General features: G+C 72.4%; 10 protein-coding genes. 2 read left to right on the top strand and 8 right to left on the bottom strand.

Annotated features, from left to right (window positions below; all coding sequences use genetic code 11):
- Positions 1–76 precede the first annotated feature (76 nt).
- The 6 genes from AC0QU1_RS06070 to AC0QU1_RS06045 form a co-directional block, all read right to left on the bottom strand.
- A complete protein-coding gene (locus AC0QU1_RS06070; RefSeq protein WP_483575162.1) occupies positions 77–1,765 on the bottom strand; it encodes an NAD(P)/FAD-dependent oxidoreductase in 1,689 nt (562 codons plus the stop codon).
- Between the two features lie 43 nt (positions 1,766–1,808).
- Positions 1,809–2,150: a hypothetical protein gene (locus AC0QU1_RS06065; RefSeq protein ID WP_483575160.1), complete on the bottom strand. Its 342-nt coding sequence runs from the start codon at positions 2,148–2,150 to the stop codon at positions 1,809–1,811.
- Positions 2,151–2,235: 85 nt separating this feature from the next.
- The gene (locus AC0QU1_RS06060; RefSeq protein ID WP_483575159.1) at positions 2,236–3,120 is read right to left on the bottom strand and encodes a carbohydrate ABC transporter permease; all 885 of its coding nucleotides are present in this window, start codon (positions 3,118–3,120) and stop codon (positions 2,236–2,238) included.
- On the bottom strand, positions 3,120–4,088 hold the full coding sequence (locus AC0QU1_RS06055; RefSeq protein ID WP_483575157.1) for a carbohydrate ABC transporter permease: 969 nt from the start codon (positions 4,086–4,088) through the stop codon (positions 3,120–3,122). The genes AC0QU1_RS06060 and AC0QU1_RS06055 overlap by 1 nt, the downstream gene beginning before the upstream one ends.
- A gap of 3 nt (positions 4,089–4,091) precedes the next feature.
- On the bottom strand, positions 4,092–5,435 hold the full coding sequence (locus AC0QU1_RS06050; protein WP_483575155.1) for an ABC transporter substrate-binding protein: 1,344 nt from the start codon (positions 5,433–5,435) through the stop codon (positions 4,092–4,094).
- A 44-nt stretch (positions 5,436–5,479) separates the two neighbouring features.
- Positions 5,480–6,466, bottom strand: a complete 987-nt coding sequence (locus AC0QU1_RS06045) for a LacI family DNA-binding transcriptional regulator (protein WP_483575153.1) — start codon at positions 6,464–6,466, stop codon at positions 5,480–5,482.
- Between the two features lie 210 nt (positions 6,467–6,676).
- On the opposite strand from AC0QU1_RS06045, the gene AC0QU1_RS06040 reads away from it, so the two are divergent.
- Together AC0QU1_RS06040 and AC0QU1_RS06035 are read left to right on the top strand one after the other, a co-directional pair.
- On the top strand, positions 6,677–7,702 hold the full coding sequence (locus tag AC0QU1_RS06040) for an ADP-ribosylglycohydrolase family protein (protein ID WP_483575152.1): 1,026 nt from the start codon (positions 6,677–6,679) through the stop codon (positions 7,700–7,702).
- Positions 7,699–8,715, top strand: a complete 1,017-nt coding sequence (locus AC0QU1_RS06035) for an ADP-ribosylglycohydrolase family protein (RefSeq protein ID WP_483575151.1) — start codon at positions 7,699–7,701, stop codon at positions 8,713–8,715. Before AC0QU1_RS06040 ends, AC0QU1_RS06035 begins: the two co-directional genes overlap by 4 nt.
- On the opposite strand, the gene AC0QU1_RS06030 is transcribed toward AC0QU1_RS06035, so the two are convergent.
- Both AC0QU1_RS06030 and argS read right to left on the bottom strand, forming a co-directional pair.
- Positions 8,702–11,590: an AfsR/SARP family transcriptional regulator gene (locus AC0QU1_RS06030; protein ID WP_483576639.1), complete on the bottom strand. Its 2,889-nt coding sequence runs from the start codon at positions 11,588–11,590 to the stop codon at positions 8,702–8,704. The two genes, AC0QU1_RS06035 and AC0QU1_RS06030, sit on opposite strands and share 14 nt — an antisense overlap.
- A 175-nt stretch (positions 11,591–11,765) precedes the next feature.
- A complete protein-coding gene (gene argS, locus AC0QU1_RS06025; RefSeq protein WP_483575150.1) occupies positions 11,766–13,514 on the bottom strand; it encodes an arginine--tRNA ligase in 1,749 nt (582 codons plus the stop codon).
- Positions 13,515–13,797: the final 283 nt, after the last annotated feature.

Raw genomic sequence — 13,797 nt, 5'->3', positions numbered from 1 at the left:
TGGCTTTGAGACCGCTGAAAGCCAAGGAACCTCGGTCTCAAAGGGGAGGCTCGGAGGGGAGGGTCGGAGCCGGGAGTCAGTCGCCGAACTCGCGGGCGCGGATGCGCGCGAGGTGGGCGTGGACCAGCGGGAGCACCGACGCGCCCTCGCCGCTGGCCGACGCGACCCGCTTCATGGACCCGGCGCGCACGTCGCCGACCGCGAAGATGCCCGGCACCGTGGTCTCGAGACTCGCCGGCGGCTGGCCGTCGAGCCAGGCCTCGCGCGGCACGTCCCGGCCGGTCAGGACGAACCCGCGCTCGTCGCGCGCCACGCCGTCGGGCAGCCACGTGCAGTCCGGCTCGGCGCCGAGCAGGCAGAACAGGCCGTCGGCCAGCGTCTTGGTCGGCTCGCCCGTGTCGAGGTCCTCGAGCCGCAGCCACTGGAGCCGCCCGTCCCCGCCGCCGTCGACGACCACGGTCCGGGTCCGCACCTGGATGTTGGGCGTCGCATCGATCTCGCGCACCAGGTACTTGGACATCGTCTCGGCGAGGCTCGCGCGCCGGGCGAGGATGGTCACGGCACCCGCGAACTTGGCGAGGTGGACGGCGGCCTGACCTGCCGAATTGCCGCCCCCGACCACGTAGACGTCGCGGTCCTGCATCTCGCGCGCCATCGACGTCGCGGCCCCGTAGTAGACGCCGGCACCCACGAGGTCGTCGACCCCCGGCACGCCGAGGCGACGGTACTTCACGCCCGTCGCGAGCACCACCGTGCGCGCGCACAGCCAGGCGCCGTCGACGTGCACGTGCTGGTGCTCGGGCTCGTGGGCGGGCCCCGGCTCGACCTTGATCGCCGAGCGCCCGGTGAAGAACCGCGCGCCGAACCGGCCGGCCTGGATGCGCGACCGCTGCGCGAGCCGCATGCCCGAGATGCCGCGCGGGAAGCCGAGGTAGTTGCGGATCATGGAGCTGGACCCGGCCTGCCCGCCGATCGCATCCCGTTCCAGCACCACGGTGGCCAGCCCCTCGGACGCCGCGTAGACCGCGGCGGCCAGGCCGGCCGGGCCGGCGCCGACGATGGCGATGTCCGCGATGACGCCGTCGGGGATCGAGTCGAAGCCGCCGTAGATCGCCTCCGTGACCGCGGACGGCGTCGCCGCGGACAGCACCCGGCCGGTGAAGGTGCGGACCAGGGGCAGGTCGGCGCCCGCCCCTGCGGCCTCGACGATCTCCTGCGCCTCGTCGTCGGCCGGGGTGAGGGCGCGGTAGGGGAAGCCGAGGCGCTCCAGGAGGTCCCGGACCGCGGCCGCAGCGCGGTCGCCCGGCTCCGCCACCAGGTCCGTCACCGTGACCAGGGGCCTGCCGACCGACCAGCCCCACTCCGACAGCAGCTCGGCCATCGCGGTGTGGAACTCCTCGTCCCTGGCGCCCCGCGGGATGATGAGGAACGTGTCCATGTCGCGCCGCAGGTTGGCGGCCCGCAGGTCGTCGACGGCCTCGCCGAAGTCCTCGAACGCGACGAGGGACACGCGCCGCGCCGTCGCGACGATGGCGGGCACGTGGTGCAGGAACTCGACGGACGTGCCGTCGTCCAGATGGTGCTCCGCGCCGATCATGGCGATCTGCGCGCCGTCGGCCACGAGCTGGCGCGCCCGCTCCAGGCCGGCCTCGAAGCCGGCCGCCAGCTCGATCCGGTAGTCGCGGTCGTAGCGGGCGCGGAACTCCTGCTCGACGACGTCGGCGTGCTCGCCGACGACCAGCAGGATGACTGGCCTGTCGTCCATGGCGCCCAGCGTAGACGGTGCCTGGGGCCGGCTCACCAGGAGCTCAGCGCCAGTCTTCCTCGGCCAGGATGACGGCGAAGATGTCGCGCCCGCGGTCGCGCCGGTCGTGCGGGGCCTCGGCGAGCCACTCGGTCACGGCCGCCCGCGCCGTCCGCTCGTCCGCCGTCACCTCGGTCTCGCCGATCGTGCCGTCCACCCACGACGTCCACGACCACAGGTGGGTCACGTCGGCGTGCAGGTCCTCCATCATGAGGCGGTGGCCGTCGTCGGTGGCGAGCATCGCCCCGACGAACCGGTCGTAGTGGCGTACGGTGACCAGCTCCACGGCACCGGAGACGATCTGTTCGGCCGCGGTGGTGCTCAGGATCTCCTTGGCGGAAGTCATCGACACACTCCTTGGGGCTCGCGGTGGTGGGACTCGCGGTGGTGGGGCTCGTGGCGGTGGATCGGTGCCGGCGGTCCGTGGCGGTTCATACGGCGACCCCGCGGGAGACGTAGCCGTCGATGAACGTGCGCTGCATCGCCAGGAACAGCACGACGACGGGCAGCGCCATGATCAGACCGGCCGCGCTGACCAGCGACCAGTCGGTGGTGAAGCCCTGCTGGAACGAGTAGAGCGACAGGGCGACGGGCTGGAAGTCGCGGTCCTGGATGAACGTGACCGCGAGCATGAACTCGTTGTAGGCCTGCAGCCCGGAGACCAGGGCGGCGGTCACGACGCCCGGCACGATCATGGGCAGGACGATGCGCCCGAAGACGCGCAGCTCGCCCGCGCCGTCCAGGCGCGCCGCCTCCTCGTACTCGCGCGGCATCCCGACCAGGAACGACCGGACGAGCAGGGTGGCGAACGGGCTGTACACGGCCCAGTAGATGATGATGAGGCCGATGGGCTGGTTGTAGAGGCCCAGGAGGGACCACCAGCTCACCAGCGGCACCAGGAAGAGCTGGATGGGCAGCGACGACGACACCAGCAGCCACAGGATCCAGCCGCCCTCCCCCGGCAGGCCGAGCCGGGTCATGGCGTAGGCGGCGGTCGTGGCGATGACCGCGACGCCGAGAGCCGTGGCGACGGCGATCACGAGGCTGTTCAGCAGGGCGCCGCCCATGTGCGCCTGCTCCCAGGCGACGGCGAAGTTCGACCAGTTCCACGACCGCGGCGGGCCGAGCGGGTTCTCGTCGATCTCGCGCGCCGACTTGAGCGAGCTGGACGCGAAGACGAGCAGCGGCCCGAGGGCGTACAGGCCGAGCAGGCCGAGGATCAGCCAGGTGACCCGCTGGGGGCGCGGGCCACGCCGCCGCTCCGCCACGACGTTCTCCGTGGTGGGCACGGGCAGGGTCGGCTGTGCGGTGCTCACTAGACCTCCCACCGCAGCCGCCGGCGCAGCACCAGGTAGCCGAGCACCGTCGCGGCGCTGATGGCCGACAGCAGCATCGCGACCGCGGAGGCGTACCCGTGGCGCTGGTTCTGGAAGGCCTCGCGGTACAGCACGGTGCTCAGGACGTCGGTGGAGCCGGCCGGGCCGCCCTGGGTGAGCACGTAGATGTAGTCGAAGACGAGGAACGACCAGATCACGGTCATCAGGGCGAGGAAGACCAGCGTCGGGCGGATCATCGGCAGCGTGATGTGCCAGAACTCGCGGACCGGCCCGGCGCCGTCGAGCCGGACGGCCTCGTAGAGCGCTGGGTCCACGGTCTGCATCGAGGCCAGGAAGATCACCAGCAGGAAGCCCCACCACTGCCAGGTGTTGATGAAGGCCACCGAGCCGAGGGCGAGCGACGGGTTGCCCAGGAAGTTCACGTCGGCGAGGAAGGGGATCCCCAGGTTCGCCAGGGCCACGCCGATCCCGCCCGACGGGTCGAGGATCTGCCGCCAGATCACCGCGGAGACCACGGTGGCCAGCACGTACGGGATGAAGTACAGGACACGGAAGAACGCCTGGCCCCGGCGCAGCCGCGACAGCAGGAACGCGCCGATCAGCCCCATCGCCATCGGGACGACGAGGAAGAAGACGGTCCACAGCACGTTGTGGACCAGCGCGCCCCACACGGCGTCCGACCCGAGCATCTCCGCGTAGTTGGCCAGGCCGACGAACTGGGGGTCGCTGAGCCCGTCCCAGTCGGTGAACGAGTAGAGCACCGAGGCCAGGCCCGGTCCTGTGATGACAAGAAGATTCACCACCAACAGCGGCGCCACGAAGACCCAGGCCAGGAGCCGGCGCTGTGCCTTGGCCCCCAGCGGCCGGGCCCGCAGGCCCGGCGGAGCTCCACGACGCGCCGGGGCCGCCGCCAGCGCGGCCCCGGCGATCGCTGTTTCGGTGGCCACTGGTCAGCCTCGGTTCAGGGGGGTGAAGGGGACCAGCGTGTTACCGGCGTCGAACTCCTCGTCGAACTGGTCCTGCATCCCGGCCAGGTACTCCTGGGCCGTGATGTCGCCGGTGACAACCTTGTCGAACTCGGTGATGAGGTACGAGTTCGTCTTGGGGGGGAAGAACGTCCATGTCGCGTAGCCGACGTTGGTCGTCTCGGGGATCTGGGTGTACAGCTCCACGGTCCGCTCGTCGACGTCGTCGGGGAACTGGTCGGCGCTCATCTCCAGCGGCGGCGGGTTCTCACCCGTGCGCGCCGTGTAGGACAGTGCCCTGTCCACGTCGCCCGCGACGTAGTCGATGAACGACGCCGCGGCGTCGGGGTCGGCCGACTCCGCGCTGACCGACAGCGCCGTGCCGATCGCCAGCGGGAACACCCCCGGCTCGACGGCGTCGCTCAGCGACGGCAGCGGAGCCCACGCCCACTGCTCGGGGTCCTCGAAGACCTCGGAGAGCGAGTTGAACGTCCAGGTCCCGCTGAGGTACATGGCGGTGGTGCCGTTGGCCAGGCCCGTCACGTTGGCCGTGTCGTCGGTGGTGAAGTACGACTCGGAGCCCCCGGCCATCCAGCCCTTGTCGATCCAGCTCTGGATGAGCTCGATCGCCTCGACGAACTCCGGGTCGGTGAACGACGCCTCGCCCGTCAGCACGTCGTAGAGCTTCTCGGGGCCCACGTAGGCGTTGAACACGGCGGTGATCCACCACTCGCTCATGCCCTGGTACCCGGCGTTGCCGCCACCGAGCGGCACCATGCCGGCCTCGTCCGCCTCCTCGGCGATCTGCTCGAGCTCGCCGAGGGTGGTCGGCGGGGTCCAGCCGTGCTCCTCGAACACCTCGGTGTTGTAGAACAGGGCCATCGACCCGTAGCTGGCGGGCACCGACGAGACCTGACCGTCCACGACGCTCAGCTCGTAGGCCCAGGGCAGGAACTTGTCCTGCCAGCCGTACTCCTCCGCGTACTCGTCCAGCCCGAGGGTCCGGTCCGCCCGGGCGAAGTCGGAGGCCTTCGTCGGGCCGTCCGAGTACACGATGTCGGGGGCCTCGCCGGCCGAGACCGCGGTCTCGGTGAGCTGGCCGATGGTGGTCAGCTCCTTGACCTCCATGTCGACAGTGGCACCGCCCTCGGCGTTGAACCCGTCGACGAAGATCTCCTGGAACGCCTCCTCGGTGGTGGGCGCGTAGAACGCCCCCCAGTAGGTGACCCGACCGCCGTCGCTGTCACCACCACCAACGCAGCCCGCCAGGGCGACCGATACTGCGGCGACGACGCTGACGGGGACCAGTGCGCGCTTGGTGAGTCTCAAGATGATGTCTCTCTCGGGTGAGATGGGGTTGGGGTCAGGGCAGTTCAGCTCGAGTCGCGGACGATGAGCCGGGTCGACAGGGCCACGGCGCGAGCCACGTCGGTGACCGTTCCGTCGAGCCGGTCCAGCAGGAGACGCGCGCAGGCGCGCCCGATCTCCCGCGCGGGGTTGTCTATGGTCGTGAGCGGCGGGCTGACCAGCGACGCCGCGTCGATGTCGTCGTAACCGGTCAGGGCGACGTCCTCGGGAACCCGCAGGCCGAGCTCCCTGGTCGTGTCCAGGACGCCGATCGCGATCAGGTCGTTGGCCGCGACGATCGCGTCGGGGCGGTCGTCGCGGTCGAGCAGGGTGGCGGCGCCGCGCTGGCCGCCCTCGCGCGTGTACTCCTCGAACACGATGTCGTCCTGGAGCAGCGGCATGCCGGCCGCGCGCAGCGCCGTCTGGTACCCCTCCAGCCGCTGCTGGGTGGGCACCACCGCCTCCTCACCGCCCAGGAAGGCGATCCGACGGCGGCCCCGCTCGATCAGGTGCTCCGTCACGGTCCGCGCACCGCTGATGTCGTCGGTGTGCACGAAGTCGCCGCCGCCCGGCGGCGCCTGCCCGAGCGTGAGGAACGGGATGCCGGCGTCGTGCAGCTCGTCGAGGCTGGAGGCCTTCAGGCCGAACGGCGCGGCGACGATCGCGTCCACCCGGCGGGACAGGAGCCGGTGGATGGCGCTCGCCGAGCGGTCGAGGCCGCTGGCGTCGGTGACGGTCAGCAGGATGTCGCGGGGCACGAGCACGTCCTGCATCCCGACGGCGACCAGCGGGTAGAACGGGTTCTCCAGCGTGGGCACGATCAGCGCGATGGTGCCGGTGCGCCCGCCGCGAAGCTGCGCGGCGCCGGGGTGGGCGCGGTAGCCGAGGCGGGTGATGGCGGCCTCGACCCGGGCCCGGGTCGCCGCGGAGACCGGCCGCTTGCCGGTGACGACCTGCGAGACGGTCGACACACTCACGCCAGCGGCTTCGGCCACGTCGCGGATTCCGACCATCGCTTGCTCTCCTCGCAGGTCTCGCATGCTTCTCAGATGCGCACAAAAGGTTTTGCAGTATCATCCTCCAACAGCAGCCTGTGATGCAAGACACAAGCGCAAACACCTGCGCAAACACCGAGATGTCGACGATGCTCAGGTGCTGGATCCATGCAAAACGTAACGTTCCGAGGCACACGCCGGAGGACGGGTGCCAAGGAGCAGACAACCATGACCAACGATCGTGCGCGCGGAGCGCTGCTCGGCCTCGCGATCGGCGACGCGATGGGTGCGCCGACCGAGGGGATGACCCTTCCCGCCATCCGCGAGAAGTGGGGCCGGGTGCGCGGCTTCGTCGACCCGGACGCAGCGGGTACCGACGACACCGAGTACGCCGTGCTGTGCGCCCGCGGTGTGCTCGCGGCGGGCGCCGGGCTGACCTCGCAGGTGGTCGCCGACACGTGGCTGGACGCCCTGAGCACGCAGCGCGAGGGGTTCAACCGGGCGGGGTTCAGCGAGATGATCGCCATCGCCAACCTCGACGCCGGCATGCACCCGCCCACCAGCGGGCAGCGCAACGCCGAGACCTGGAGCGACGGCGCCGCGATGCGGGTGGCGCCGATCGGCGTCTACGCGGCGGGGGACCCGGTGCTCGCCCGGCGGATGGCCCTCGCCGACGCCCAGGTCAGCCACTCGCGCGACGGCGTCTACTGCGCCCAGGCGATCGCAGCGGGCGTCGCCGCCGCAATGGTCGAGGACACCATCGACCCCGTGCTCGACGCCATGCTCGCGGCCCTGCCCACCGACTCCTGGTCCTACCGCACCGCCCACCGCGCCCTCGACCTCGCGGCGCGCGCCGGCTCCCCGGAGCAGGCCGAGGAGGACCTGTTCGAGGCGATCCCGCTGCGGCACTACATGTGGGCCGACGTCGCGCCGGAGGCGGTGGCCCTGTGCATGGGCCTGCTGCGGGCCAACGACGGGCGGACGAGCGCCATCGAGTCGGGCGTCAACATCGGGCGCGACTCCGACACCATCGCCGCGATGGCCGGCGCCGTCGCGGGCGCCCTGCACGGCGCGAGCGCGTTCGACCCGGCCCACGTCGACCAGGTGCGGTCCGTGACCGGCCAGTGCATCCAGGCCACGGCAGGCACCGACCTCATCGACCTGGCCGACGCGCTCGTCGAGCGCGCGGCCCGCGACCGCGCGGCCGGGGTCATGAGCTCCGAGTCACCCCTCGGCAAGGAGGCCCCAGCATGACCGACAGCGTGACCGACGACCGTCTCGCGCGCGCCATCGGCGCCGTCCACGGCCTCGCGCTCGGCGACGCCCTCGGCGCGCCGGCCAGCGAGCACCGCACCATCCGCGACCCCTGGGTGCGGCAGATGCTGCGCAAGGGGCCGCAGGACCTCGACGAGTCCCGCGTGCTGCGGCCGGTCGTGCCCTTCGTGCTCTCCGCCGTCGACTCGCCGCCGCTCGTGCCCACGGACGACGCCGAGACGTTCGCGGTGGCCGCCCGCGTGCTGCTCGACTCCTCCACGCGGGAGGCCGCCGATCTCTTCGAGGCGTGGCGCGCGCTCGTGGACACCCCGGACACCTGGACCGGCGCGGCACAGCGGTCCGCGCTGCTCAACGCGGCCGCCGGGCTCCGGCCGCCGCACACCGGCGCCGACAACCCCGCCTTCTACGACGACACGGCCCTCCCGGGTGCCCTCGCCGCGGCGATCGCCACCGACGACCCGGCCGACGCCGCCGACCTCGCGCGCCGGTACGCCGAGATCACCCACGACGGCATCGGCGTGCACGCGGCCGCCGTGTTCGCCGGGCTCGTCCGCTACCTGCTGGACGGCTCGTCGGTCCGGGAGGCCCTCGACGCCGTGGCCGCGGACCTCGCCGTCGACGACTGGCTGGCCGACGGCGTGCGCGACGCCCTCCGGATCGCGGACGATGCACCGACCCCGTTCGCCGCGGTGCCGGGGCTCGTGGCCCGGTTCGCCCCGCGCACCTACAGCCACCCCGGCACGGTCGCCGAGACGCTGCCCCTCGCGATCGCCCTCACCGCCGTCACGCAGGGCGACCACGAGAAGGCGCTGCCGCTGTCCCTCACCATCGCGCGGCACCAGGACAGCCTGCCTGCCCTCGTCGGCGCGCTGTGCGGGGCCATGGGCAGCGCGCCGGCGGCCGGTGACCTCGACGTGCTGCAGGGCGTCACCATCCCGGCCGTGGCCGGGCAGTCGCTCGCCGGGCTGGCCACCGCCCTCACAGGTCGGTGACGCCGTACCGGTCCGCCAGCCGCTCGCGCTCGGCGTCGGCCGCGAGCGGGGCGGACCGGTCGAGGATCTCCAGGGACGCGCGCCACGCGCGCCGGGCGGCGGCCTCCTCGCCGAGCCGCGCGTGCAGGTCGCCCATCGCCCGGTACACCTTGGCGACGCCGTTGCGGTAGCCGATCTCGTTCCGGATCCGCGCCGCGCGCTGGTAGGCGCGCAGGGCTCCCCTCGGATCGTCCGCCTGCGCCGCGCAGTAGCCGAGGCTGTCCGAGGCCGCGGCCGCGGCACGCTGGTCGTCGAGCTGCTCGGCCAGCCGGAGCGCCTTCTCGCAGCAGGTCACGGCCAGGTCGAGGTCTCCGAGGTGCGCGAGGTCCCAGCCGACGGCGTTCAGCGCGCGCGCCTCGCCCTTGCGGTCGCCGAGGGTCCTGGCGTGCTCCAGCGCCTGGCGGTCGTGCTCGAGCGCCTCGTCCCACCTGCCCTGGGACTCCGCCACGGCGCCGAGCCCGAGGAGCACCTCCGGCATGCCCGCGAGGCGTCCGAGCTCGCGGTTCCGCGCGCCCGCGCGCAGGAAGTGGCCGCGCGCCCGCACGTGCTCGCCCCGGCGCTGGGCGGCCTTGCCCAGGTGGAACTCGGCCCGGGCCGCCACCTCGTCCAGGCCGCCGCGCACGGCAGAGGTCAGGACGGCGGCCTGCGTGCGGATCGCCTCGCCCCACTGCCCGTTCCACTCCTGGAGCTCCGTGGCCAGGACGCCGACCCGCACGCACTCGGCGTCGTGCCGCAGGTCCCCCGCGAGCTGCACGACGGCGACGAGGTTCACGTGCTCCGCGGAGAACCACCGCTGGGTCTCGGGGCCGGAGCCGATGGCCGGTACGGTGACGCCCCGCAGGTCGCGCGGGCTGTCGAGCGCCGCTGCCTCCGTCGCGGGCTGGACGCCCAGCCGCTCGACGGCCGCGCGGGCCGCGCGGGCGTAGTGGTCGAAGAGCCGCCGGATGGCCTGCCGGTTGTCCAGGCCCGCGCTGAGCTCCCTGGCGTAGGCGTGCAGCAGGTCGTGCAGCTCGATCCGGCCGCCGTCCACGACCGCGACCAGGTGCGCCGACTCCAGCTCGGACACCCGCCGGCTCGTGTGCTCGACCGGCAGTCCAGCGAGGCTCGCCGCCGCCTCGATCGACAGCTCCGCCGTCGGGTGCAGGCCGAGCAGGCGGAACAGCCGGGCCGCGGGCGCCGACAGGGAGTCGTACGACCAGGAGTAGACGGTGCGCAGGTTGGGCGCGTCCGCGCCCACCGTGAACTGGTCCAGCTTCGGATGGCCGGACCGGAGCTGGGCCGCCACCGAGCCCAGGTCGACCTGACGGCGGCGCGCGGCCCGGGCCGCGACGAGGGCCAGCGCGAGCGGGAGCCGCCCGCAGTGGCCGGCGATCTCGTCGAGCAGCGTCGCCTCGTCCCCCGACTGCACGGTGCCAAGACGGCGGCTGGTGCCGAGGCGGCGGCTCAGGAACTGGCGGGCGTCGGTCGCCGGCAGCACGTCGAGCTCCATACCCGTCGCCGCCTCGTGCACCACCAGGCCGTCGAGGCGGTAGCGGCTGGTCACCACGACCATCGAGCCCGGTGAGCCCGGCAGGAGGGGGCGCACCTGCTCGCTGTTCGCGGCGTCGTCCAGCACTACGAGCAGACGGCGGCCGTCTGTGAGCGAGTGGTAGCGGGCGGCGCGCTCCTCGGTCGTGTCGGGCGTCTCCGACGCCGGCTCCCCGAGGGAGGCCAGGAGGTGCTGCAGCGCCTCGTCGGCGGACATGGCCGCGCCCGGGCGGCTCCCGCGCAGGTCGAGCCAGATCTGGCCGTCGGCGAACCGGTCGGCCGCGTGGCGGGCCCAGCGCGCGGTGAGCGCCGTCTTGCCGACGCCGGGCTGGCCGGAGATGGCGACGACCGCGGTGTCGAACGGGCCGGTGCCGGTGTCGAACGCTCCGGTGCCGGCGGTGTCGAACGCTCCGGTGCCGGCGGTGTCGAACGCTCCGGTGCCCGCGTTCTCCGGCACCAGGGCGTCGAGCCGCTCCAGCTCCCGGCCGCGCCCCACGAAGCCGGCCACGTGCGGCACCTGGCGGGGCACCACGGGCGAGGCCCGCGGCACGACGACGCCGAGGCTCATCGCGCCCGCCGCCGGGTCCTCGCCGGCGAGGACCCGCGCGTGCAGCTCGCGCAGCGCCGCGCCGGGCTCCACGCCCAGCTCGGCGGCGAGATGGCCGCGCAGCCGGTCGAAGGCGCTCAGCGCCTCCGAGCGCCGGCCGGACTCGCTCAGGCCGCGGATGAGCTGGAACCAGATGCCCTCCCGCAGGGGGTTGCGTTCGCACAGGTCCTGGAGCGCCGCGATGTCCGCGGGCCGGCCCGCCGTGATCAGCAGGTCGTGGTGCCGCTCGATCGCCATGAGGCGCTGCTCGGTCAGGCGGGCGCGCTCGGCGTCCAGGAACTCGCTCGACACGTCGGACAGCGCGTCGCCGCGCCACTGGTCCAGAGCATGGCCGAGCGCGGCGAGCTCGTCGTCGTCCCTCTTGTCCCGGGCGCTCGACGCGACGTTCAGCCAGCGCGTGAACCGGCCGACGTCGGTGCTGTCGCCGGGCACGTCGAGCAGGTAGCCGTCCGGCCGGGTCCGGACGACGTCGCCCAGCGACCCCAGCGTCTTGCGCAGCCGGTTGATCACCACGTGCGTCGACTTCCGCGCGTTCGACGGCGTGGCGGCGCCCCAGAGTGCCTCGGCGATGTCGGCCCCCGGGACGACGGCGCCGCGCCGCAGGACGAGCAGGGCGAGGGCGATCCGCGACTTGGGAGAGCCGATGGTGATCGGACCGCCGTCGGCGACCACGCCCAGCTCACCCAGCACCCCGAAGTTCATCCGGCTCACGCTCCTCCCGTCTCCGATCCAGGAGACACTCAGGCAGTGTGACCCGGCCGGGGGCCGGAGCTCACCTCATTCGCGCAGGCCCGAAGGTCATCGGGAGCGTTCACCCGCGCTGCCTATGACTGGTCACGCGTGGGTGGGGCGAATCGTTGGGGTGCGATGCCGGGTGTCACATCCGTTCGGGTGCAGCGATGCCGAGCAGGTCGAGTCCGGCCGCAAGGGTGCGGCCGGTGAGCTCGCACAGTGCCAAGCGGTTGGCGCGCACGGCAGGGTCTTCTGCACGGAGCACGGGGCACTGGTCGTAGAACTCCGTGTACGTGCGGGCCAGGTCGAACAGGTAGCCGCACAGGCGGTGGGGTTCGAGGCTTTCGGCGACGCTGTTGAGCGTTGATCCGAGCTCGTCGAGGGTCAGGGCCAGTGCTCGCTCGGCGGGATGTAGCGGCAGTTCTGCGTCGATCGGCTGCCCCGTCGGTATTCCGTTCTCAGCCGCCTTGCGCTGGATGGACCGGACGCGGGCGTGCGCGTACTGCAGGTAGACGCCGGTGTTGCCGTTGAGCGCGACCATCCGGTCGATGTCGAAGGTGTAGTCCTTGGTGCGAGTGTTGGACAGGTCGGCGTACTTCACGGCGCCGATTCCTGCCGCTTGCGCGACGTGCTCGAACTCGTCCGGGCTCAGCGCGTGGTCCTTCTCGGAGATCTCCACACGCGCGCGCTGCACGGCCTGGTCCAAGAGGTCGTTCAACCGGACGGTGCCGCCGTCGCGTGTCTTGAACGGTTTGCCGTCCGCACCGAGCACGGTCCCGAACGGGACGTGGACGGCATCGATGTCGTCGGGCAGCCAGCCTGCCCGGCGGGCGACGTCGAAGACCATCTTGAAGTGGAGAGCCTGGCGGGCGTCGACGACGTAGAGGATGCGGGTGGCCTTGTACTCGTCGACGCGCAGCCGCATGGTGGCCAGGTCGGTGGCGGCGTAGCCGAACCCGCCGTCCTTCTTGCGCACGATCAACGGCACGGGATCGCCGTCCGGGCCGACGACGCCGTCCGTGAACGCACACAGGGCACCACCGGAGTCGATGGCGATGCCCTGCGCCACCAGTGCCTCGACGACGCCGGGCAGGTCGGCGTTGTAGCGGGACTCGCCGTCGGCGTCGTCGAGGGTGAGCAGGACGCCGAGCCGGTCGTAGACGGCCTGGAACGCGGCCTCGGACTCCGCGACCAGATCACGCCACGTCGCCAGAGTTGCCTCATCACCAGCCTGGAGCTGCACGACGCGGGCCCGGGACCGGTCGGCGAACTGCGGGTCCGCGTTGAACTCCGCCCGCGCGGCACGGTAGAGGGCATCCAGGGCCGACATGGACGCCTCGCCCTGCCAGGTCTGCTCGGGGTGCTCGTCGATGAACTGGATCAGCATCCCGAACTGGGTGCCCCAGTCGCCCACGTGGTTCTGCCTGATCACGGTGGCACCGAGGCGTGCGAATACCCGGGCCAGGGTGTCGCCGATGATCGTGGAGCGCAGATGGCCGACATGCATCTCCTTGGCCACGTTCGGCGCGGAGTAGTCGACCACTACCCGCTCGGCCTGCCGGGATTGCTTGAGGCCGAGGTCGTCGGCGGCCAGTCGATCGGAGACCTGTTGCCAGACCGGTCGGTCGGCAACGGTCAGGTTGAGGAACCCCGGCCCGGAGACCTCGGCATCGATGCCATGCGCCGGGAGCTGCTCGGCGACGGCGGCGGCGAGGTCTCTGGGCGCCCTACCTGCGCGCTTGGCTACCGCGAGTGGTCCGTTGGCCTGGAAGTCGGCGCGGTCGGATCGTCGGACCACCGGGTCGGTGCCGGCCAGCTCGGCTGGGAGCACCCGGGACAGGGCGGCCTGCACGGCCGCCTCCACCTGGTCCTTGATCGCCACGACGTCGGACACGCGTGAACCTTCCCGTAGGGGCTCGTGAGAGGCCCCGCCCTGAATGGAGGGGCGAGGGCAAGTCTAGGGAGCATGCGTCGCATAACCGGTCCTCGACTACCCCCGACAGTCCCGGTGTGGCCACCTCGTCGAAGGTCTGACACACGGACGTGTCACTCCGGCCCCTTGCCCAGGGGCCACCGTAGAACGTGGGCCTTCGACTTCGATGGCCGGGACCGGACGGACGGCGTCGCCGCCCAGGCATCGAGGGGGAAGCGATGAACTAGCACCACTCGAACCGCGA

This window comes from Promicromonospora noduliphila, assembly GCF_056951025.1.
This window is presented reverse-complemented; position numbering and strand designations above follow the sequence as displayed.